This is a genomic window from Tenacibaculum sp. Bg11-29, assembly GCF_002836595.1.
Lineage (GTDB): Bacteria > Bacteroidota > Bacteroidia > Flavobacteriales > Flavobacteriaceae > Polaribacter.
The window spans coordinates 2,421,824-2,444,434 of the sequence record NZ_PJBB01000003.1 but is presented as its reverse complement, the minus strand read 5'-3'; the positions used below and the strand labels follow the sequence as shown (position 1 = coordinate 2,444,434).

The following is a 22,611-nucleotide window of genomic DNA, read 5'->3' as shown; positions in this document are numbered from 1 at the left end:
AAAATCACACTCTATAAATTCATATATAAAACACTAACACAGCCAATACTAACTTTAAAACAAACAAAATGAAAAAACAATTTATAACAACCTTAATAATTTTTATTTCTCTTACTTTAAATGCGCAAAGCTGGTGGGGAGGTAAAAAAGTTAGAGGAAATGGGAAGGTTATCACAAAAACTAGATCAATAAATAAATTTGATAAGGTTAGCGTTGGTGGTTCGTTTGATGTTAATTTAATAGCAGGAACTGAAGGTAAGATTACTCTTAAAGGAGAAGAAAACTTACTTCCTTATATTGAAACAACAGTAAAAAACGGAAAATTAAAAGTTCAGTTTAAAGAAAACACTAACATTAGAACAACTAAACGTTTAATTGTTACAATTCCTTTTGAAAGTATTAATGCTATTTCTTTAGGTGGTTCTGGTGATGTACATGTACAAAAAATAATTAAATCGGATGAAATATCTATTAGTATAGGTGGCTCTGGAAGCATCAATGCAAATATTGACACCAATACTATAAAAGCTTCAATTGGTGGCTCTGGAAACATAAAATTAAAAGGAAATACAAGTAATTTTAAATGCTCTATAGCAGGATCTGGGAATATAAAAGCATATGATTTAGATACTGAAACTTTAAAAGCTAGTATTGCGGGCTCTGGAAGCGTAGAAACAACTGTAAGTACTAAAATAAAAGCAAGTGTTGTAGGCTCTGGAAGTGTTTATTATAAAGGAACTCCTAAACATATAGATACTAATTCAATAGGTTCTGGAGATGTAATTGATAAAAACTAATAAAAGAATAATTTACAAAAAAAGCCAGTTAAGTATAATACTTAACTGGCTTTTTTTCTTAGAACTAAAAGAGTTTTAACTTAAACTTGCTAAACTCGCTTTAATCGTTTCTATTTTTGCTAATGAATCTGATTCTTTTTTACGCTCAATAGTAATTACTTGCTCAGGGGCATTACTAACAAAACGTTCGTTAGATAATTTCTTTTGAACTCCAAACAAGAAACCTTCCGCTCGTTTTAATTCTGCTTTTAATTTTATTATTTCAGCTTCTACATCAATACTATCTAATGAAATTGGTACAAAGTATTCATTTGATTTTACTCTAAAAGAAGCAGCTCCTTCAACCTTTTCTGTTACATAATTAACAACTGAAGTGTTTGTTAATTTTTTAATTATTAAATCAAAACCTGTAGTGTACTTTTCGCTATTTACAACAGATAATTCTATTGCTTCTTTAAACGAAATATTTTTATTTTTTCTAATTGTTCTTATTCCTGAAACAACTTCAGTAGCAAAATCAAAATTAGTTATTAACTCTTCATTAATAGCTGTTACTTTAGGATATAAAGCAATTACTAATGCCTCTTCTGATGTTCTTTCTGTAATGTGCTGCCAAATTTCTTCTGATAAAAATGGCATAAATGGATGTAATACTTTCAAGTTATTTTCTAAAACTTGTATTACTTCTGCATATGTCTTAGCGTCAATTGGTTGTTGATACCCTGGTTTTACGATTTCTAATAACCATGAAGAAAAATCATCAGTAATTAATTTATAAATAGCCATTAAAGCGTCAGATAAACGATATTTAGAAAAATGATCTTCTATTTCTACTAACGCCTTTTGAAATTTAGACTCATACCATGCTAGTCCTATTTTTGCAGTTTCAGGCTGCTCTAAATTAGCATCTATTTCCCAGCCTTTTATTAAACGGAAAGTATTCCAAATTTTATTTGAAAATCCTTTTCCTTGCTGACATAAATCTTCATCAAACATTAAATCATTACCCGCAGCAGAACTTAATAATAAACCAACTCTTACACCATCAGCTCCATACTCTTCAATCAGTTTTAAAGCATCAGGTGAGTTACCTAATGATTTAGACATTTTTCTACGTTGCTTATCACGAACCAAACCTGTTAAGTAAACATTTTCAAACGGGCGTTCATCTTTATATTCATAGCCAGCAACAATCATACGTGCTACCCAGAAAAATAAAATATCTGGTCCAGTAACTAAATCGTTTGTTGGATAATAATATTTAATTTCTTCGTTCTCAGGATTATTAATTCCGTCAAAAACACTCATTGGCCATAACCAAGAAGAAAACCAAGTATCTAGCGCATCTTCATCTTGTCTTAAGTCAGATGCTACTAAATCAGCTTTTCTTGTTCGTTCTTTTGCTAAAACAATCGCTTCTTCGATACTTTCAGCAACTACAAAATCTTCTTTTCCATCACCATAGAAATAAGCAGGAATTTGTTGTCCCCACCATAATTGACGAGAAATATTCCAATCACGGATGTTTTCCATCCAATGACGGTACGTATTTTCGAATTTTTTAGGATATAAAGTTACCTCACTATTTTCACCTAAAACAGCTTCAATAGCAGGTTTTGCTAAATCTTCCATTTTTAAAAACCATTGATCTGACAATCTTGGTTCTATTACTGCTTTAGTTCTTTCTGAAGTCCCTACTTTATTCATATGAACTTCAGTTTTCACTAAAATCCCTTTCTCTTCTAATTCTTGAACAACTTCTTTACGAGCTACAAAACGATCTTTTCCTTGATAATGTAATCCGAAAGAATTTAAAGAAGCATCGTCATTAAAAATATCAATTACTTCTAATTTGTGTTTATCTCCAAGAACTTTATCGTTTTCATCGTGTGCAGGAGTTACTTTTAAACAACCTGTTCCAAACTCAACATCAACATATTCATCTTCAATAATAGGAATCACACGATTACTTAATGGTACGATTGCTTTCTTTCCTTTTAAATGTGTAAAACGTTCGTCATTTGGGTTAATACAGATTGCTGTATCACCAAAAATAGTTTCAGGACGCGTAGTTGCAATGGTTAATTTATCTTCTGACCCTTCAATTTTATATTCTAAATAATAAAGGTTTCCTTGTTTTTCAACATGAATAACTTCTTCATCAGAAAGCGTTGTTTTAGCTTCAGGGTCCCAATTTACCATTCTATATCCACGGTAAATTAATCCTTTATTATATAAATCAACAAACACCTTTATTACAGATTCAGACAATGCAGGATCCATTGTAAAAGAAGTACGCTCCCAATCACAAGAAGCTCCTAACTTTTTTAATTGATCTAAAATAATTCCACCATACTCATTTTTCCATTCCCAAGCATGCGCCAAAAATTCTTCACGAGTTAAATCGTTTTTATCAATTCCTTGTTCTTTTAACTTTGCTACAACTTTTGCTTCTGTAGCAATAGATGCGTGATCTGTACCAGGAACCCAACAAGCATTTTTACCTTGTAAACGTGCACGACGAATTAATACATCTTGAATCGTAATATTTAACATATGCCCCATATGTAATACTCCCGTAACGTTTGGTGGAGGTATTACAATTGTATATGGCTCTCTTTCGTCTACTTCTGAATGAAAGTAATTATGTTTCATCCAGTAATCATACCACTTCCCTTCTACTTCTTTAGAATTATATTTTGATGGAATATTCATCTGTTTTTTATATCTTTATAACCAAATAATTAAGCTTCGTGCTTTTTGGCATTGTTTTTGAAATTGAATAAGCAAAAATACAATTATCTCTGATGTTCAGAAAATAAGATGTTGATTTTTTTGGAACTAAAAAAATAATACTAAATTTGTAACGGTCTAAGCCCCTAAATTAACTTTATCAATTATGAAAACAATTTTATCATTTATCGCAGTTTGTTTTATTACATTAACAATAAACGCACAAGAATTTAAATTTGAAACGGAAACTATTGACTATGGAAAAGTAGCTATTGGTTCTGAAGGAAAACGTGTGTTTGAATTTACCAATATAGGTGATGCACCTTTAATTATTAAAGATATTAAATCTACTTGTGGATGTACAGTTCCAAAAAAACCTGAAGCACCAATTATGCCAGGTCAAAAAGGAGAAATTGAAGTATCTTATGATACAAAAAGACCAGGAGGATTCTCTAAAGCAATTACAGTAATTTCAAATGCTAAGAAATCTAGAACAATGCTTAAAATTAAAGGTTTTATTTCTAAGGATGCTGTTCCTGCGAAAGCAAAAACTATGGTGAATGATAGTGAGTAATTACTAAAAACACTTAAACATAAAAAAAAGCGTCAATTAATTAATTGACGCTTTTTTTTATATTCTTTTTTCTAATTTAAATTCAAATTTTAGATAAACAAAACCTCTCTTAACTTTAAGTTTGATTTTTCTATTAGGTTTTGTTTGAAATAAAAACATTATTTCTTCTAATGTATACTCATAAGATTTTTGTCCGTTAATAGACATTATAATATCTCCTTTTAAAATACCCGCTTTATATGCAGGAGAACCTTCTACAACTACATTTATCTTATATTTTGGCTTAAATTTATATTGATAATAATTTATAAATGAAATAATATCCCCTTCCTTATTTTCTCCACCATACGTATCTTCCGTTTTCTTTCTTATGACCTCTTTAACCAATTCCTTGCCATCATAAATAATATGTAATCCACTCATGTTATAAAAAAAACCCTTTTTTAAGGAAGCATTCTTTTTTAAAGTAATTTTTTTATTAGGATAATCAACCCAAACTTTAAATCTATTTAAAATATTGCCGCCTATACTACCATTTCTTTCTTTAAATTGACGAGCATTAAGTGTTGATATTGTATCTAAAAAAGAAACTGTTGGTTTTTCTATTAAAAACTTCCCCAAAGATAAATAAGGTATCTTACTCCTATTCCCATAAATAGTTCCACTCATTCCTTCTCCTAAAACGTCTCTAAAATGTTTTATTGGAGTTTTTATATTTTTTTTTGTCCCTTCAAATAACCACATAGCATCGCTTCCTCCTGAGTCTATCAATAATTTTACAGGTATAGTTACATTATTTATAGTATCAATTCTAGCTTCAACATCTATATAAGGTTTGTTTTTATAAAATTGTAATGGAAAAGTTTCACATTTTCTACACTTTTGCACTTTATAGGTTTTAGGATTATAGAAAACAACGCTTTTTCTATTATAATTTATCTTAACAATAACATCTTTTAATAAATCATAACCAATAATACCGTGGATAGTGGTTCCCATTTTTGCTGATAAATTAAAAGAATCTCTTAAAACAACATACAGTTCTTGATTTGAGCTTAAAATGTTTTTAACTCTAAAACTATTTCCTTTTGAAGACAAAACCTCAATAGGTTCACCACTACCTAACCCCCTAACAAAAAATTTATTAACATTATTTAAACTGATACTATCGCTATCTATACCGTTGAATAAAATCGTTTTATTAACACCCGTATCTAAAATAAAAGATAATTTATGACCATTAACCTCTAAAGGAATTATTATTAAATTATTTATCAGTTTAAAAGAGACCTCTTGTTTATCAGTATTTTTTCCATAAAACTGAAATTTTCCTTGTGATAAAACCGAAGTATATAATAATAAAACAAAAATGTAAAGTATGAGTCTTTTCAAATGAGAGTGTGTTTTAGATTGTTAATCTTAAATATACAATCTTCAATCCATTTTTTTTGTTTTTTATGATTTTTTTAACCTCTAATTTACATGTAAAACAAATTCCTTTTCTCGAAAAAATTTCGCAAATTTGCCAATCAAACAACTAATTATATTATACAATGCCAGCTATTTCTATCAAAGGAAACTCAATGCCTCAATCACCAATAAGAAAATTGGTACCTTTTGCTGAGGCTGCTAAAAAAAATGGAACAAAAGTTTTTCATTTAAATATTGGTCAACCAGATATTAACACACCTCAAGTTGCTCTTGATGCTGTTAAAAACAATGCTATTAAGGTATTATCTTATGCTCGTTCTGAAGGTTCTGAAGAATACAGAACTAAATTAGCTAACTACTACGCTAAAAACGACATTAAGGTTAATGCAAATAATATTATAGCAACAACTGGTGGCTCTGAAGCTTTACTATTTACTATTGGTAGTATTACTGATCCAGGTGATGAAATTATTATTCCTGAACCTTTTTATGCAAACTATAATGGTTTTTCAACTGCTTCAGGTGTAAAAGTAGTTCCTGTAATTTCTAAAATAGAAGATAATTTTGCTTTACCTGCTATTGAAGAATTTGAAAAATTAATCACTTCTAAAACTAAAGCTATTTTAATTTGTAACCCTGGAAACCCAACAGGTTACTTATACAGCGCTGAAGAAATTGAAAAACTAAAACAAATTGTCTTAAAACATGATTTATTTTTAATTGCTGATGAAGTTTATCGTGAATTTACTTACGATGGTGAAAAGCACAATTCGGTAATGAGTTTAGAAGGTTTAGATCAAAATGCGATTATGATAGATTCTGTTTCTAAACGTTACAGTATGTGTGGTGCTAGAATTGGTTGTATCGTGTCTAAAAATCAAGAATTTATAAATACTGCTATTAAATTTGCGCAAGCACGTTTAAGTCCGCCTACATATGCTTTATTAGCAAGTGAGGCTGCTTTAGACACTCCTCAAAGTTATTTTGACGAAGTAATTGAAGAATATGAAGGTCGTAGAAATACATTAGTTTCAGAACTACAAAAAATTGAAGGTGTAAAAGTTGCAAACCCAAAAGGAGCTTTTTATTGTGTTGCTGAATTACCTTTAGCTGATGCTGATGATTTTGCGCAATGGATTTTAGAAAAGTTCAATCATAATAATGAAACGATTATGGTAGCTCCTGCTAGCGGATTTTACTCAACTAAAGGTGAAGGTAAAAACCAAATTCGTATGGCGTATGTTTTAAATAAAACGGATTTAATACGTTCTGTAGAAATTTTAAAAATCGCTTTAGAACAATATAATAAATAATTCTTTTGAATATTAAAGAAAATATATCATTAAAAGAATACAATACGTTTGGCATTAATATTAATGCTAAACGTTTTGTTTCTATTGACTCGCTTTACGGTTTACAACAACTTTTAAAAACAGAAAAAGACATTTTTTTAATTTCTGGTGGTAGTAATATGCTATTAACAAAGAATATTGAAAAACTTGTTGTTCATCTAAATTTAAAAGGAATTTCTATTGATAGAGAAAATGATAATGATATATACATTACTGTAAATGCTGGAGAAAACTGGCATGAATTTGTATTATGGTGTGTTTCTGAAAATTATGGAGGTATTGAAAACTTATCTCTTATACCTGGAAATGTTGGTACCTGTCCTATTCAGAATATTGGTGCCTATGGAGTTGAAGTAAAAGATACCATTAACCGTGTTGAAGCTATCGATATTAACACTGGTAAATTAGTAACTTTTTCTAATGCCGAATGTAAATTTGGTTACAGAAATTCTATCTTTAAAACTACAGAAAAAGGTAACTATATTATTACTTCTGTAAGTTTTAAACTAACTAAAAAAGAGCATGATCTTAATTTTTCTTATGGTGCTATTGAATCTGAATTAACCTTAAATAACATTACAAAACCAACAGTAAAAAATATTTCTGACGCTATAATAACAATTCGTCAAAGTAAATTACCCGATCCTAAAAAAATTGGTAATAGCGGGAGTTTTTTTAAAAACCCTGTAATTTCAAAAACAGATTTCGAAAAAATTCAAAAAGAATTTCCAACAATACCTAGTTATATTGTTTCTGAGTCAGAAATTAAAGTACCTGCTGGGTGGTTAATTGAACAATGCGGATTTAAAGGTAAACGTTTTGGTAATTACGGAGTACATGAAAAACAAGCGCTAGTTCTTGTTAATTATGGAGAAGCAACTGGTAAAGAAATTTATGAATTGGCTAAAAAAATACAAAAAACAATTTTAAACACTTTTAATATTGTTTTAGAAATTGAAGTAAACGTAATTTAACCTTCTTTTTTCAAAATTTCAATATGACGTATTAATCTCTTCGTTTCTAACGCTAGGGTTCCGTTATAAACACCTCTTATTCTTCCTTTTTTATCAACCAATATAAAATTTTCGGTATGAATAAAAGCATCTTCGTCTTGTGTTTTCCCGAAATCTTCGTCAGCAAAATACCCTTTTCTTGCTAAGTTATAAATCTGTTTTTTGTCTCCAGTTACTAAATTCCATTTACCAGATACAATCTCATTATCTAAAGCATATTTTTTTAAAACTGAGACAGAATCTTTTACAGGCATAACAGTATGTGATAATAATAAAACATTTGAATCATTCTTAAATTTTTCTTGAAGTTTACTCATGTTTTTTTCAAGAATAGGACAAATACCTGGGCAAGTTGCAAAGAAAAAATCTGTAACATAAATTTTATCCTTGTAATACTGCTTTGTTATTGTTTTTCCTTCTTGATTTATCAAATTAAAATCAGGAACTGTATGTATATAATTATATTCAGATGAACCTTTAGCAATCCATTCTGGTGTAAATTCTGCCGAGTTAAAAAAAGGTAATGTTGTTTCTTTATTTACTTTACTTCCTCTTTTACAAGAAGCAAAAACTAGCATTAAAACAAGTAATGTAAAGATTACTTCTTTTCGTTCACACCTACCTAACTGTTTATTTAAATTCTTCATTTTTGGTATGTACTGTATAACATTTCTTTAATCCTATCAATCCAAATCGTTCACCTTTTTTGGTTACAAAATTTGCTTTTATCTTTCCGTTTAGCTGCCACATTTTCTGGCTTCCTTCTTCCTTACCTTCCTTAAAATGAAATTCTTTTAATAAATTTCCGTTTTTATACCATTCAGTAACTTTACCATTATATAATCCTTTCGTATTAAAATGATACTCAAACATTGGTTTCCCGTTATCAAACCAACCTTTATGAACTCCTGTCTTTAATCCACTTTCATAAAAACGTTTGAACCATTTATTTTCATTGATATACCATCCTTTAAAAACACCTTGTTTTTTTCCTTCATAATATGTAGCTGTCGATTTTAATTTTCCTTTTGAATAATATTCATCAACGGTTCCTGAATAAGGCTTTTCATCAAAAAGTAAAACTCCGTTTTTAAGTTTAAAAGCTGTGTTATTTATATTTTTTTTTATAAACGGAATTGTTACCTCATTTATTAATGAAGTTTCATCTTGCTTTTCGTTTTTAAGATTACAAGAAACTAAAACGAATATGGTAATTGTATAAAGTATAGAATTTCTCAAAAAATTATCTTGTTACATTTCCTGCTGTTCCATAAAAACCGCTTCCATTTAAATAAGGATCTTCGTTTGTAATGTGGTAATGATATATTCCATTAGGAAAATCTACCGTTGCAGAAGTATGACCATGATAATCGTCTAAATCATCATTTGTAATTGTTTTACCATCTTCTAAAGAACCATATACAGGAAATCCGTCTGAAAGTAAACCTAAAAAAGCATCTTCACCAAAAGTACCCGTTAAGAAAGTAGGTTTAATATGGTAATGATATTGTGTACCTGCAGGATGTCCTAAATACTGATCAAAAGAATTTACCTCTCCTGTTAAAGGGGCTCCTCCTGCTGCATATTGATTAAAAAACACTACTCCATTTCTTGATATACCAATTGGTCCCATTGGTGTTGCTACTTTATTTGTAGCTTCTTTAGGATTTAAAGGCATTGTAAACGTAATGTTTTGTTCTCCAATTGATCCTGGATTTTTATTCCAACTACCATTTGTTCCGTTGTAAGCTTCATACAATGCATTTCCGGCATCCCAATACGGACTTTTATGGTTTGGCAAATCAGTTGTTGTAAATGTTACTGTAGTACCCGAAACTGAATACGAAACAGCGGCTATGCCATCAAATTTCGATAAAATTGATGTAATATCATAATTAGTTACTCCTGAAGTACTATCACCTAAATCTTCTACTGTATCGTTAGAACCACAAGCATAAAGTACACTTGATATCGTTATTAACAATACGATTATTTTAATTGATTGGATTTTTCTCATATATATCGTTTTAAAAATTACTGTTTACTTTATTCTCTTAAGTTACTCACTTTTGTTATTAGTTCTTGTTTTATAGTAGCGTCACTATTACTTAATGGTAATTGACTTGCGTTTAATAAGTTTGGGTTTTCAAAAGAGTTTAAACTTAAATTATACAAGGCTTCTGTACCATCTGAAAATTTAATATACTTATGGGTTGCATTTCTAATTGTGTAATTTACAGTTCCGTTATCTTCACCTATTTCGGTATAAGTATATTCTCTAAAATTAGAATTAGCTGCCGTAAATAATTCTTTAAAACTTTTACTATCGTTTACTTCTGTTGTACCAGTACCTGCTATATCAGAAATTGTAGCAAACAAATCAGTTGTATTTAATAAAGCATCATCCGATTCGTTAAATCTATTTATATTTTTACCAGATATAATCATTGGCACATTTACACCTCCTTGATATACACTTCCTTTTGCTCGCTGACTAGCATATTCTTGAACTACTTGATTAGGTGTACCATTATCCCCAATAAAAATAATAACAGTATTATCTTTCTCTTCCTGAGTCATTGAACTTAATAATCTTCCCATTTCAGTATCTAAAGCTTCTAACATAGCCATATAATAAGGCTGTGAATTTGCATCAATACTAGCCTGATCAGCCCCTAATGATTGAGTATGTAAACTTGCAGGAGGCAAATGAAAAGGAGTATGTGGTGCGTTATATGCCAGCCACAAAAACCATGGTTTTTCTTGTTTATCTATCCAATTTATAGCTAAATCTGTAAATTTTGTAGTTGTATATACACTAGAATTAGATGTTTGTCCGTTCTCTGTAAAATTCCAATTTGTATACGATTGTACACCTCCTGTTAACAAACCGGCATAATATCCTACTCCCATTTGTGTTGGGTGTAAAGCGTCTTTTGATAAATGCCATTTGCCAATAACGGCATGATTATAACCAGAATTACTATTGTCTAAGTGTTTCTGAAGAGATGTCTCAGATGTTGATAATACATCATCTACTTTCATCACATTTGTTCTAAAGCCATATTTACCGGTTAAAATACTTGATCTTGTTGGAGTACATGTTGGATATGACCATAAATTATTAAATCGAACTCCATTGTTAATCATGTTTTGAAGATTTGGCATTGTAGGTTTTACACTTCCCACATTAAACCCTGGAGCTGCATCTAACCCCATATCATCAGCTATTATTAATAAAATATTAGGTTTACTATTTATTGGAATTGAATCATCAGTATCTGTTTTTGTTACAGAATCTGTACTACATGAAATGAATAAGATTATAAAAATTAAACAAGAGATAAGTGATTTCATAATTTTGCTTTTTACTAAGACCTTCAAAAGACTAAAAGGTTTAATTTAAGCTAAATATTTGTCAAAAAAAAACAGAATAAAAATTAATTGAGCCCGCTCTTATATATTTATTTATTATTTCATCTTAAAATAACAACATTTAAAAAGCTAGTTTAATGAAAGCTTCAGGAATTCATTTCTTATTTTTTTTAAGTTAAAAATTAAGAAAGAAATCGAGCAATGTTTTCTAACCTTGCGTATTCATAAAGACCTCATAAGTTTTAAAACTCATGAGATCTATATAAGTAAGAAAAGAAAAATTGTATAATTATCATTTATTCTCCTAAAAAAATATTTGTAATCTACTTTTCGATTAAAGTCTTTTCTTTAAATAAATTATTTAATGTCGGAATTGTTTTTAGGTCTAAAAAAAAACGTTCATTATTTAGACTCTTTAAAAACTTCATATATTTTAGTTACTTTACTTTTATTATTCTTATCTAAATAATAGAAACCCACAAGGAACACAAACAGTAGCAGCAACACTATGTTTTTTTTAAGTACTACCGTATTTCCTTGTCGTTTTATAAAAAAAGGAACAACTATCGAGTTTCTAGAGATATGTAATTTTCTTCATTTTTATTTAGATTATTTACATTTTGAAAAGCTAAAACACTTTTAGTATCTTCACTTTCCCTGCTTCCTTATCAATCGAAAACATAAACTCATCTGCCATAATAAACTGCATATTTTTCACCGAATTCATTTTTTTATAACTTCGGTAATATATTTTAATTGATTAATTCTGGAATGCGTATGTTTTTACATTCTGTTGTGCTCTTAATAATGGTTTCACTCTTTAAATTAAAAAGATGATTTGTTTCCATAAGCGGAGGAACAGGCATATTGTAATTATTTAAGTTTTCTAAAACAATAGTATTTATCAAGCACTCAAATAAATAATCTTCTGAATAATCAGGGAAATGAATAAAGCATTGTTTTATCAATGCCGAAGCAGGATAATTTAACCCAGGCATACCATTAACATCAAAAAATTTAAGAACTCCATTTTTATCTAATCTTGCATCAACTCTAGTAGCAGCTCCTATTCCTAGAGCATCTATGATTATTGGTACGTATTTTTCCAATTGAGAAAGGATATTAGGGTTGCTAACCATTTCTTGTCTCATATAAGAAGGTGGTAATTTATAATGATCTTCGCTAAAAATATCAGTTACACAATCCATTCCTTTAACAACATTATAACTAGGTAATAGCATTATCTCATTACCTAATCGTAAAAAGCCACAAGTAACATCATTATTAGGTAAAAATTCTTCTATAATAATGTTTCCTTCTGGGTAATTATGATGAATTTTCTTAATTGTAATATTCGCTTCTTCTGCTGTGTGTACTTTCGTAATACCCTGAGATCTAGATTCTTTAACTGGCTTTATAACTAACGGAAAAGAAAGAATACTATTATTAATCAATTCGTGAGCTTTTTCTATATTATTTTGGTCAATAATAAAGTAGTTAGGAATCGGAATATTCGACTCTTTTAATACTTTTTGACAGGTATCTTTTTCTAAAAGTTTTAGCAACGTATTTAAATTGGAACCAAGAAAAGGTACATCATATTTCTCTAGTTGTTCATTTATTGCATATTGCTTACCATTTGCTCCATTAACCCAATAAGCATTAGCCCAAACTAAAGTATCTTTAGTTATTTTTTCTAAAACTTCTTCTAATTCATGGATTTTTTCTACTTCTATTGTTTTTACTTCACATCCTATTTTTTGAAGTGTATTAAGAACAATTTGTAAACTTTTAGGAGATGTCATCCATCCATTTATCCAATGTTCTTTACTATTTATTATTAAAATTTTCATTATTTTTTACAACCTGTTTATTTAGGATATGATAATTAATGACATGTCATTTAGTTATCGTATCCTCCTTTTTTAATTAAATATATTAATCTTTGTGTTTTCTAGATGCGAGCAATCTTTTGCACCGTATTTTCTAAAATAATTGTATTACTTTTCTTTGGTTTTTTATAGTTGAAGGGTTAAACTTTACTCACTAAAACAGAGAGTGTTTTATGTTTACTTCTAAAGAGAAGTAGAGTCGTTTTTTAGTTTCTAAAATTATTTAATTTTTCGTTTTTAGCTAACGTATATACATGGTTTTAAGTTGGTTGTTAAATTAAACAAAAAAAATATGATAGAGAAATATAACCAATATAAAAACAATCATTTTTTTAAAGGCAACTTAATTATACCATAGAGTTATTTGATTAAAAGATAACTATATTGAACCAAAAAGAAGTACTTATTTATAAGCTTTCATTGAATTATCTCAATTCACTATTTTCAAGAAAAACCTCTGAAACCAAACTCAAAATAATTCAACTATTCACTCAAAGTAGTATAGAACTTAAAAAAAGCTGGTAGTAATAAATACTGATGATATCAATTCTTCCTATCTTTCGAAACTACTAAGAAATATCACATATCAAGAGCATTACTACCAGCTCATTCTAAAAATAGAAATATCTTTTTATTGTTTATATTTTCACTTCTTTTTTCTTAGATACCTTAGTGTCATACATTTTTTCAGGAACACTTGTCCAGTTATGATTCGTATCAAGAGACCCTTCGGGCGGAAGGTGATCAATTACATTAAATTGACAGTTGCTTCCTAATATCTCAGTAATTATGATATATTCTGGTACCCACTTATCGTTCCCTACTTTTATGATTAAAATATGTGTTATGTTTTTTGATAGTAATCCAAAATACGTATCGAATGAAGGTATTGTATTTGTTTCACCTCCTTCATATTGATTCCCTGGTAAATCAGCCCTAGATGTCTTAGAAGCATGCCCTGTATCATCAAAAAGTTTGTAGTAAACATTATCATCAGTACCACCACCATCAGCAGTTGTTACTTCCATTTTAAAAGAATCTGTATTTTGGTCTGTATCACTCAATGTTTCTAACTCAAAATCTATTCTAAACGGATTATCTTCAGTTCCAATACCTGAATCCGTTCCAAAAAATTTATTTACTTTATTGAAACGACACCTTCCTCCATTTTGATTTGTTACCCATATTGTGTCAAGTTCCCAAGTTTTATCATAGAATTTTATTTTCACCCCAATAAAATCATCAGTATCTATACTTTTGCCATCTTTTTTCACTTCTATATTAGCGCAGATGTCTAATTGTCCATTCTCATAAGCATCCTTTCGATTAGAGTAATCTCCAGGCTTAAAATAATCGCTGGTATATTCATTTCCAGCATTATTGTAAACTAAAGCCATTTCAACAGTTTTATCTGTAGAAGCATCGTGAGATCTCCCTGTCGCAATAAGAAATTCATACATAATTTAAGTTTTTTAATTTACCTACTCATAAGGCTTTTCGATTTTCGCCTTCTGTATTTCCCCTCAGAAAGGGTCCTTTATTAAAGTAGTTTCTACTCCACTACTTTTTAAATTGACACAATACACTCCTAATTAATTGTAACATAAATTAAATGCGTATTGTATCAATCATATATATTTTTACAACCGTTCTTACTCACTTATCTATAATTCTAAATCAATTCCTCCAATTACACCTTAAAACAAATAAATGCCTGTAAGGTTAAGTAATACTGATATTTTTTTTCAGAACTGATAAAAACTCATATAGTTTATACATTTTTTCATGAAGTGTAATCACTAATAGATAAATATGTAAATAATAGCAATGTTGTGAGTCAACGTCTTTTTGTGAATGCTGTAAAAAGAGTTCTTATTTAATTTTTGGCATTTCAAATAAACAACCAGCTAATGGTGTTTCTATAGAATTTAATGCTGTATATATATTATAAACCTCTCCTTCTTTTAAGTCACCCATTGGTAAATACATTATTCCTGGAGCTCCGTTTATCTGATGTTTCGCGATTTCAATTCCACTCCCTAATTCATTCCCTTTTCTTGCAACTACAAAACCTTTATACTTATCAAAACCAAGTGGAGTACGAGGAAAGTTATAATATACCATAATGCCATCTCCTGAATCTACAATATTAAGTCCTTCACATTCAGAAAACCCATTTAGGTTCTCTTCAGGTTTACCTAGTAAAACATTTACATAAGCACTAATAACAGTAGGCTCATCTTCATTTAAAGGGCTGTAAACTACAACATAATTATTCTTTTCAAAATCAAGTTTATCACTTGCTATTTCTGTGCGAAAATATCCATCACCTGCATAAAACTTTTTTATGATTGGGTCTTCAAATTCAGAAATTTCTTCTTTATAAATCATTAAAAAACCACCTTTCCCTTCAGATGAATCTGGACGTAAAACTGTACACCAAAGAGTTCCCGCTGGAGATACCGCAACATCAACAATACTTGTACTCCAACTTACATAAGGTTTTATACTAATTTCTGTACCCAATGGTTTTGCATTAATTCCTTTTAATTTACTTAATTCAGCTATTTCTATACTCATTATTTCAATATTTTATACCCTATTTAATTTTACTTTCCTTCTATGTTTAACTTTATAAAAGAAACCGTTTATTAAAGTGGTTTCTGCTCCACTACTTTTTAGAAGCTTTAAAAACATTATATTTTTGATTGTAATTATATAAATATTCTGAATTTATTAATTCAGATACTTGTCTTTAAATAACTAAAGGATAATCATATAGCGCTATATTTTATTTCCTGAAGTGAAATTACTTTTAAAAAAGAAAGAGAATATAAAAGATGCCGTGAGTTGGCTTTTTTTTGCTGTGAGTACTATAGAATAATGGTGTGAATAAATGAAATAAATGTGTAGAAATACAGAGACTATTGAAATGATAGGTTTTATGGAGGCTATTTTATTTTAGAATATGAAAATTCTTAACTACGTTTTTATATTTTCCACTAAAGGTTACCTTGTGATTCCCTTTTAGTATTAATAGATTGTCGTTTAATATAATTTGTTCGATAGCATTACTATTTACAATATACTTTCGGTGGGTTCGAATAAATATTTTATTATCGAGTAATTCACTAATTTTCCCTAATGAAACTTGAATGATGTATTTTTCTTTTTCTGTAATAATATTACAGTATCGATCATCTACTTCAATATACAGAATACTAGAGAGCATTACTTTTCTTAATGCATTTGTTTTTTTTATAAATAAATAATCTTGACTAATGACAGTATCTTTATCTTCACTAGAAAAAATATTAGATTGCTCATAAAATTTTTCAACAGCAATCTCCAAAGCATATAACATCTCTAGTTCATTAAATGGTTTAAGTAAGAAACTGAAAGGCTTTGTAAGTTTAGCTCTTTCAAAAATTTGACGATTCTTTGAACTCGTTAAAAAAACAAAAGGTTTAAGTGCATTAGGAGTTATAGAGATAGTTTCTGCAAATGTTATTCCATCTGGGTTACCATCTAAAAAAACATCAATAATAATTAAATCAATATCTAGTTTATAAAATAATGTTAATGCTTCCTGATAAGAACTTGCTATAGCAACTACGTTATAGTTATTTTCCTCTAACATTTCTCTTAATACGAATGCATCATCAGTCGTATCTTCTATAATTAGAATATTTACCTTATCCATTTTGAACTAATTTAGGAAGTGCAATAATCATTTTCGTTCCAAGACCTTCTGTACTTTCAATTAAAAACTTTCCTTTATTTTTCTTAATCATTGATTTACAAAGCTGTATACCTAGCCCTGTACCTAATCCTTTTTGGTTTTTCTTCTTATTAAGAAGTACTCCTTCCTTAAGTAATGCTTCCTGTGTTTCCTTGTCCATTCCTATTCCAGTATCTTCAATTACAAAATAATAAAAACCATCTTCTTCTTTATATAAGTATACTGAAATAATGCCAGTTTCCTTAGAGAATTTAATAGCATTATCTAATAAATTTCGTGTTGTTATTTTCAATGAATCTAAATCGGCCCATACAAAAACTGATTTAGGAATCGTGTTTTTAAATATAATGTTTTTATCCTCGAATAGAGGTTTGTAATTGTAAGCTATTTGTTCCATTACCGAAAATAGATTAACTGATTCTCTAGAAAAATATAGTTGATGGTTTTGTATCGTTGCCCAATGTAAAATATTGTCTAATAAACTAGAGGTACTACTCGCTATTGCTATGCTTTTACGGGCAATTTTAGGTAGTTTTTCATAATTATTATCATCAATATCTTTTAAAAGCTTACTACTCGATTGCTTAAAGGCATTTACAGAAGATCGTAAATCATGACTTATAACAGAAAGTAGTTTGTCTTTAGTGGCATTTAATGTGTCTAGTTCATTCTTTTGAGTTAGAATAATTTTGTTAGTTTTATTTTTTCGATAATAAAAATAAAGACTTGTACTTAGTAATAATAACAATAAAATAGAAGAGATTACAAAGCCATTACGTTGTGTAATTTTTACTTTATTCTCAACTTCTAATAATTTAATTTGTTTCTGTTTCTGATTAACAGCATATTTTTTTTCCACCTGAGCTATAGACCATATTTTGTTTTGATCATTTAAAGAATCATTCCATTTTTCAAATTCCTTTCTATATATCAGTGCTTTAGTGAGGTTTTTTCTATTTTCTTCTATTACAGACATATTCAAAGATGTTTTTCTTCTAAACTTAAAACTTTTAATCTTTTTTGATAAATGATATGCCTTTTCAAAATAAGGTATTGCTTGACTGTCTTTATATTGTTCATAATATAAGTTTGCTATATTTGTATAAGAACTGATTAACGATATGGTATCTTTCTCTTTTTCTTGTAAAGAATAGCTCATTAAAAGATAGGTTTCTGCTTTATCAAAACGAGAAAGGTGGAAATATGCTAAACCGAGAGCATGAAGAACTGAACTCTTTACGAGGCTATAATTGGGATGTACTTGTAATGTTTTAAAATAACAGATAGCTTCTTTAATTTTTTTTTGTTCTAAAGAAATTCCACCTAAGTTTTGTAATACTAGATAATAAAGAGGAAATTTTTCAGATACGAAGCTGTATTCTTTTTTAGCCTCCTTAAAAATTTTTTTTCTCATGAAGCTATGCCCTCTGATATAGTGACAATACTCTATGGTTTTTTTTTTTTTAGATGCTTGTAATACTTTTGAAGTGTATACTATGGTAGAGTCCCATTTTTTAATTGCAAAAAAATGCTTTGCCCTATCAAAATCATTGGTATTCGAAGTCTTGTTGTCTATTTTTTGATCAGCAATAACTTTTTCTGTTTTCTTTTCTTTGTATTGAAAAAAGACATTACTTGATAAGTTAAGGAGTAATAACAAGAATAATAGTTTAATGAAATACATAATATATTTTAATATGCCTTACCTAATATAAAACTGAAACGAGATTTGTTTTTGTATTTGAGCTAAATGTAAGAATACAGTATGCCTTCAAATATTGCTTTTATTTTTATGAAGATTTAGATGATATCTGGCTAAATTTGGCTTTTGTTCGGGTTTGTGTATAGAAATGAAAGATGTAATTACATAAAGTAATACATCTTTCATTTCATAAAAACAGACTAGTTTTTTTATTAAGTTATTATTTTATTTAAAATGTTTCAGTCGTTAAAACAACAGTTTCAGTTCCCCTTGAAGTTTCAGGGTCTATATTCCATAAAAATGTTTGTGTTATTTTTACATGCTCTAGTGTAACACCTTTTGGAAAGTTAATCGCAGTGTTCTTTGTGTCGAATTTTACAGTAAAAGCTTTGTATGAAACTCTTGATCTGTTTTCTCTTAACCGTTCAATTTCATCTCCACTACAATGAATAAAAAATTGCAATTGATATTTACCTTCCATATTAACAGACAAAAGCTGCGATACTAGAAGTTTTGGGCGCTTTATTGTTGAGTCAATAAAAACAATAGCTTCAATAGCAATATAATTATTTTCTTTAGTGGCTCTTACATGAGGAACCAATGGTGGAGTTTCGTCGAAACTATGTGGAATTGTTATATCACCAGAATGTTCAATTTCTGTTATTTCTCTATGAGAATCACCTGGAGGTAATATTATATTACATTGATTTTTTACGAGGGACATTTCTTATTATTTATTAATTGTTACTACTTTTTTTATATAAAAATTTGTGTTATTGTTAATCAAAAACAACTTATTTCAACAAAATTTTACCGAATATAATAAAAGTTATATTATTAAAAACAAAATTGAGATATTCTTTTAATTTATTAATTTTCAGATGCTATATACAAGAAACCACAAATTTTCAATAGAATTTTACGCTTTATCAAATAATGATTTATGAATAAACCCTGCCACAATTGCTCCTGCAATAGGTGCAATCCAAAACAACCAAGATTGTGTTAAGTATTCACCACCTGCAAATATTGCCTGGCTCATAGAACGTGCAGGATTTACTGAAGTATTTGTTATTGGTATACTTATTAAATGTATTAATGTTAATCCTAAACCAATAGCTATTGGGGCAAATCCTTTAGGCGCTCTTTCATTTGTGCTTCCTAAAATAATTAATAAGAAAAACATCGTTAATAAAAACTCAGCGATAAAAGCAGAAGCCATATTATAACCACCAGGCGATAATGCTCCGTAACCATTGGCAGCAAACCCACCTATAGATTCAAAATCAGATTTCCCTGAAACAATAAAGAATAAAGCTGTTGCTGCTAAAATTGCTCCTATTAATTGAGATACAACATACGGTAATAATTCTTTTGATGAAAACTTACCTCCTGCCCACAGACCTAATGAAACTGCAGGATTAAAATGTCCTCCAGAAATATGTCCTACTGCATACGCCATTGTTAATACTGTTAAACCAAAAGCTAAAGAAACTCCCATAAAACCGATTCCTAAATCAGGAAAACCAGCTGCAAAAATTGCACTACCACAACCTCCAAAAACTAACCAAAATGTTCCGAATAATTCTGCTAAATATTTTTTCATATGTTATTATTTTAAATTGATTGATTATTAATTATGACCCTAAAAAAACTAAAAGTCACATCTATAATTCTATCACAAATAAATTTTATAAAAGAGTAAATTCGTATCTTTGCATTACAAAATTTGAAAAAAATGAAACTATTTTTTGTTACCATTGGGTTATTGGCTTTAGCTTTTGCAGGAATTGCAATAAAGATTTGGGCAAAAAAGGATGGAGAATTTGCAGGTACTTGTGCTAGTCAAAATCCTGTTTTGAATGAAAGCGGTGAATCTTGTGGTTTTTGTGGAAAAACACCTGATCAGTTTGATTCTTGTAATGATTCTGAACACAATAATTAATCATCTTTTTTTTATATAAAATTTGTTCTAACTTTACTTTTTTATCGCTATTATCATATTTTTTTGATACATATAATTTAAACTTAATTTATTACCACTATAATTAATAGTTGTCTAATTACTATTACAAATCATTATATTTATCAAATACAATTTCTAAACCTACATATTGGAAATAAATAAAAAAGAAGTACTTGAGCATATTCAGCTAGCAAAAAAAGGAAATCAATTATCTTTTAATTTTTTATTAGATACTTTTTGGGGTAATGTATATCACTATCAATTATCAAAAATTAAAAATGATAATGACGCTGAAGATATTACCATTCGTACTTTTTCTAAAGCTTTTGATAAGATTCAGACATTTGATGAAAAATATCAATTTAAAACATGGTTAATTTCTATTTCTAAAAATGTTTATATTGATTCTTTAAGAAAGAAAAAAACATTTATTTTACTAGATACCTCCAAAGAACAAGAAGAAGCAGCTTTTCGAGTTGTTGACAACTCTCCTTCTCCTCAAGATAAAATTATTACTGAACAAAATTTGGCAAAACTTTTAAAAGATATTAAAAAGTTAAAACCTAAATACCAAGAAATAATTAATTTACGTTTTTTTCAAGAATTAAGCTACAAAGAAATTTCTGAAACAATTGGTGAACCAATGAATAATGTTAAAATAAAATTATTGAGAGCTAAAAAATTATTAGCTGAAATAATAAAGAAAGCTTAACTTACCAATATTTTAATTACCAGATTACCAAAACATTGTAACATATCTGAATAAATTCACCCCTTTTTAATAAATTTATTTTCATTCCCCATTATGAAAAAATCTCTTTCAAGCATACTTGGCCCTGGGTTGTTATTTGCTGGCGCAGCTATTGGTGTATCCCACCTTGTACAATCTACAAGAGCTGGTGCCGATTTTGGTTTCGGCTTACTTTGGGCATTATTAATTGTAAATATTTTTAAATATCCTTTTTTTCAATTCGGTCCACGCTATGCTGCTGCTACAGGTGAAACATTATTAGATGGTTATAAAAAATTAGGAAAAGGTGTTCTAATTTGTTATTACATCTTAAATTTTGCTACTATGTTTACCATTCAGGCCGCTGTAACAATAGTTACCGCTAGCTTAGCTTCAACTATTTTTGGTTTTACTAACGACTTAATTATTTGGTCTGTAATTATATTATTTATAAGTATTATTATCTTAGGTATCGGAAAATATAAGCTTCTGGATAATTTAATGAAATACATTATTATTATATTAACAGTAAGTACAATTATAGCCGTAAATGTTGCCATATTCAGTACTCAAAAAGGATTCACTTTTCAACAAATAATACCTAGCGGAACTGCGCAAATTACTTTCTTAATTGCTTTTTTAGGATGGATGCCTGCCCCTTTAGATATTTCTATTTGGCATTCATTATGGTCGATCGAAAAGAGCAAAACTACTTTCGAAAAGATTAAACCTAAAGATGCTATTTTCGATTTTAACATTGGATACCTAGGCACATTCTTTTTAAGCGTATGTTTTGTTATACTTGGCGCCTTAGTAATGTATCGATCAGGAGAATCTTTTTCTAATAAAGGAAATCTTTTTGCCTCACAATTAATAAACTTATACACCAAAAACCTAGGTGATTTTTCTTATTTATTCATAGGAATTGCTGCCTTTACAACAATGTTTAGCACCACTTTAACAACTTTAGATGCCTCACCAAGAGCAATGACAAAAACATCTAATTTACTCTTTAGTAAAAAAAATAAGCTAAACTATTGGTTTTGGATACTCTTTCTTGCCATTGGTACTTTTATTGTATTAAAATATTTCTTAGCCGATATGGGATTCCTAGTTAAAACAGCAACTATTTTATCATTTTTAACAGCCCCTTTTTATGCTATTTTAAATTATATACTTATTACAGGAAAGCATACTCCTAAAAAGAATAGGCCAAAATTGCCTTTACGTATTTTAAGTATTACAGGAATTGTTTTTTTAGTTGGATTTAGTATTTGGTTTTTAGTGAATTTATAATTCTTTTC

Annotated in this window: 20 protein-coding genes; 7 read left to right on the top strand and 13 right to left on the bottom strand. The window is 28.8% G+C overall.

What is annotated here, in order from left to right; genetic code table 11:
* Positions 1–68: 68 nt before the first annotated feature.
* Positions 69–797, top strand: coding sequence for a head GIN domain-containing protein (locus CXF68_RS11120; RefSeq protein WP_101044671.1), 729 nt, complete (start codon positions 69–71; stop codon positions 795–797).
* 75 nt (positions 798–872) lie between these two features.
* Here the strand turns inward: CXF68_RS11120 and CXF68_RS11115 are convergent, their stop codons facing one another.
* Complete coding sequence (locus tag CXF68_RS11115; RefSeq protein ID WP_101044669.1) at positions 873–3,512, bottom strand: valine--tRNA ligase; 2,640 nt, start codon at positions 3,510–3,512, stop codon at positions 873–875.
* Positions 3,513–3,696: 184 nt separating this feature from the next.
* On the opposite strand from CXF68_RS11115, the gene CXF68_RS11110 reads away from it, so the two are divergent.
* Positions 3,697–4,104, top strand: a complete 408-nt coding sequence (locus tag CXF68_RS11110) for a DUF1573 domain-containing protein (RefSeq protein WP_101044667.1) — start codon at positions 3,697–3,699, stop codon at positions 4,102–4,104.
* A 57-nt stretch (positions 4,105–4,161) separates the two neighbouring features.
* Here CXF68_RS11110 and CXF68_RS11105 read toward each other — a convergent pair whose 3' ends face one another.
* Entirely contained in the window at positions 4,162–5,496 is a 1,335-nt protein-coding gene (locus CXF68_RS11105) for an aspartyl protease family protein (protein ID WP_101044665.1), read from the bottom strand.
* 161 nt (positions 5,497–5,657) lie between these two features.
* On the opposite strand from CXF68_RS11105, the gene CXF68_RS11100 reads away from it, so the two are divergent.
* Both CXF68_RS11100 and murB read left to right on the top strand, forming a co-directional pair.
* On the top strand, positions 5,658–6,848 hold the full coding sequence (locus CXF68_RS11100) for a pyridoxal phosphate-dependent aminotransferase (protein ID WP_101044663.1): 1,191 nt from the start codon (positions 5,658–5,660) through the stop codon (positions 6,846–6,848).
* 5 nt (positions 6,849–6,853) lie between these two features.
* Positions 6,854–7,861, top strand: a complete 1,008-nt coding sequence (gene murB / locus CXF68_RS11095) for a UDP-N-acetylmuramate dehydrogenase (RefSeq protein WP_101044662.1) — start codon at positions 6,854–6,856, stop codon at positions 7,859–7,861.
* On the opposite strand, the gene CXF68_RS11090 is transcribed toward murB, so the two are convergent.
* The 11 genes from CXF68_RS11090 to aqpZ form a co-directional block, all read right to left on the bottom strand.
* Complete coding sequence (locus CXF68_RS11090; protein ID WP_101044660.1) at positions 7,858–8,547, bottom strand: SCO family protein; 690 nt, start codon at positions 8,545–8,547, stop codon at positions 7,858–7,860. The two genes, murB and CXF68_RS11090, sit on opposite strands and share 4 nt — an antisense overlap.
* Positions 8,531–9,139, bottom strand: coding sequence for a toxin-antitoxin system YwqK family antitoxin (locus CXF68_RS20840; protein WP_232771643.1), 609 nt, complete (start codon positions 9,137–9,139; stop codon positions 8,531–8,533). Before CXF68_RS20840 ends, CXF68_RS11090 begins: the two co-directional genes overlap by 17 nt.
* A gap of 4 nt (positions 9,140–9,143) precedes the next feature.
* Positions 9,144–9,917, bottom strand: a complete 774-nt coding sequence (locus tag CXF68_RS11080; protein ID WP_101044658.1) for a YHYH protein — start codon at positions 9,915–9,917, stop codon at positions 9,144–9,146.
* Between the two features lie 29 nt (positions 9,918–9,946).
* Complete coding sequence (locus tag CXF68_RS11075) at positions 9,947–11,257, bottom strand: sulfatase-like hydrolase/transferase (RefSeq protein ID WP_101044656.1); 1,311 nt, start codon at positions 11,255–11,257, stop codon at positions 9,947–9,949.
* A 770-nt stretch (positions 11,258–12,027) separates the two neighbouring features.
* Positions 12,028–13,128 carry a hypothetical protein gene (locus CXF68_RS11070; protein WP_101044654.1) on the bottom strand — a complete coding sequence of 367 codons (1,101 nt, stop codon included), beginning with the start codon at positions 13,126–13,128 and terminating at the stop codon, positions 12,028–12,030.
* A gap of 677 nt (positions 13,129–13,805) precedes the next feature.
* Positions 13,806–14,627 carry a hypothetical protein gene (locus CXF68_RS11065; RefSeq protein ID WP_101044652.1) on the bottom strand — a complete coding sequence of 274 codons (822 nt, stop codon included), beginning with the start codon at positions 14,625–14,627 and terminating at the stop codon, positions 13,806–13,808.
* Positions 14,628–15,039: 412 nt separating this feature from the next.
* On the bottom strand, positions 15,040–15,747 hold the full coding sequence (locus CXF68_RS11060) for a hypothetical protein (RefSeq protein ID WP_028889631.1): 708 nt from the start codon (positions 15,745–15,747) through the stop codon (positions 15,040–15,042).
* Between the two features lie 376 nt (positions 15,748–16,123).
* Complete coding sequence (locus CXF68_RS11055) at positions 16,124–16,870, bottom strand: LytTR family DNA-binding domain-containing protein (protein ID WP_101044650.1); 747 nt, start codon at positions 16,868–16,870, stop codon at positions 16,124–16,126.
* Entirely contained in the window at positions 16,863–18,593 is a 1,731-nt protein-coding gene (locus CXF68_RS11050; protein ID WP_232771642.1) for a tetratricopeptide repeat-containing sensor histidine kinase, read from the bottom strand. Before CXF68_RS11050 ends, CXF68_RS11055 begins: the two co-directional genes overlap by 8 nt.
* 247 nt (positions 18,594–18,840) lie before the next feature.
* Positions 18,841–19,335, bottom strand: a complete 495-nt coding sequence (locus CXF68_RS11045; protein WP_101044648.1) for a hypothetical protein — start codon at positions 19,333–19,335, stop codon at positions 18,841–18,843.
* A 195-nt stretch (positions 19,336–19,530) separates the two neighbouring features.
* Entirely contained in the window at positions 19,531–20,217 is a 687-nt protein-coding gene (gene aqpZ, locus CXF68_RS11040) for an aquaporin Z (RefSeq protein WP_101044646.1), read from the bottom strand.
* 132 nt (positions 20,218–20,349) lie between these two features.
* Here aqpZ and CXF68_RS11035 point away from each other — a divergent pair, with 132 nt between their 5' ends.
* From CXF68_RS11035 to CXF68_RS11025, 3 genes are all read left to right on the top strand, one after another.
* Positions 20,350–20,556 carry a membrane or secreted protein gene (locus tag CXF68_RS11035; protein ID WP_101044644.1) on the top strand — a complete coding sequence of 69 codons (207 nt, stop codon included), beginning with the start codon at positions 20,350–20,352 and terminating at the stop codon, positions 20,554–20,556.
* Between the two features lie 169 nt (positions 20,557–20,725).
* A complete protein-coding gene (locus CXF68_RS11030) occupies positions 20,726–21,289 on the top strand; it encodes an RNA polymerase sigma factor (protein WP_101044642.1) in 564 nt (187 codons plus the stop codon).
* A 93-nt stretch (positions 21,290–21,382) separates the two neighbouring features.
* Positions 21,383–22,603: an Nramp family divalent metal transporter gene (locus CXF68_RS11025; protein WP_101044640.1), complete on the top strand. Its 1,221-nt coding sequence runs from the start codon at positions 21,383–21,385 to the stop codon at positions 22,601–22,603.
* Positions 22,604–22,611 lie beyond the last annotated feature (8 nt).

Excerpts from the sequence above, each read along its gene's own strand:
- CXF68_RS11120 (WP_101044671.1), top strand. The coding sequence starts at position 69 with ATGAAAAAACAATTTATAACAACCTTAATAATTTTTATTTCTCTTACT.
- CXF68_RS11115 (WP_101044669.1), bottom strand. The coding sequence starts at position 3,512 with ATGAATATTCCATCAAAATATAATTCTAAAGAAGTAGAAGGGAAGTGG.
- CXF68_RS11110 (WP_101044667.1), top strand. The coding sequence starts at position 3,697 with ATGAAAACAATTTTATCATTTATCGCAGTTTGTTTTATTACATTAACA.
- CXF68_RS11100 (WP_101044663.1), top strand. The coding sequence starts at position 5,658 with ATGCCAGCTATTTCTATCAAAGGAAACTCAATGCCTCAATCACCAATA.
- CXF68_RS11090 (WP_101044660.1), bottom strand. The coding sequence starts at position 8,547 with ATGAAGAATTTAAATAAACAGTTAGGTAGGTGTGAACGAAAAGAAGTA.
- CXF68_RS11080 (WP_101044658.1), bottom strand. The coding sequence starts at position 9,917 with ATGAGAAAAATCCAATCAATTAAAATAATCGTATTGTTAATAACGATA.
- CXF68_RS11075 (WP_101044656.1), bottom strand. The coding sequence starts at position 11,257 with ATGAAATCACTTATCTCTTGTTTAATTTTTATAATCTTATTCATTTCA.
- CXF68_RS11070 (WP_101044654.1), bottom strand. The coding sequence starts at position 13,128 with ATGAAAATTTTAATAATAAATAGTAAAGAACATTGGATAAATGGATGG.
- CXF68_RS11065 (WP_101044652.1), bottom strand. The coding sequence starts at position 14,627 with ATGTATGAATTTCTTATTGCGACAGGGAGATCTCACGATGCTTCTACA.
- CXF68_RS11060 (WP_028889631.1), bottom strand. The coding sequence starts at position 15,747 with ATGAGTATAGAAATAGCTGAATTAAGTAAATTAAAAGGAATTAATGCA.
- CXF68_RS11055 (WP_101044650.1), bottom strand. The coding sequence starts at position 16,870 with ATGGATAAGGTAAATATTCTAATTATAGAAGATACGACTGATGATGCA.
- CXF68_RS11050 (WP_232771642.1), bottom strand. The coding sequence starts at position 18,593 with ATGTATTTCATTAAACTATTATTCTTGTTATTACTCCTTAACTTATCA.
- CXF68_RS11045 (WP_101044648.1), bottom strand. The coding sequence starts at position 19,335 with ATGTCCCTCGTAAAAAATCAATGTAATATAATATTACCTCCAGGTGAT.
- aqpZ (WP_101044646.1), bottom strand. The coding sequence starts at position 20,217 with ATGAAAAAATATTTAGCAGAATTATTCGGAACATTTTGGTTAGTTTTT.
- CXF68_RS11035 (WP_101044644.1), top strand. The coding sequence starts at position 20,350 with ATGAAACTATTTTTTGTTACCATTGGGTTATTGGCTTTAGCTTTTGCA.
- CXF68_RS11025 (WP_101044640.1), top strand. The coding sequence starts at position 21,383 with ATGAAAAAATCTCTTTCAAGCATACTTGGCCCTGGGTTGTTATTTGCT.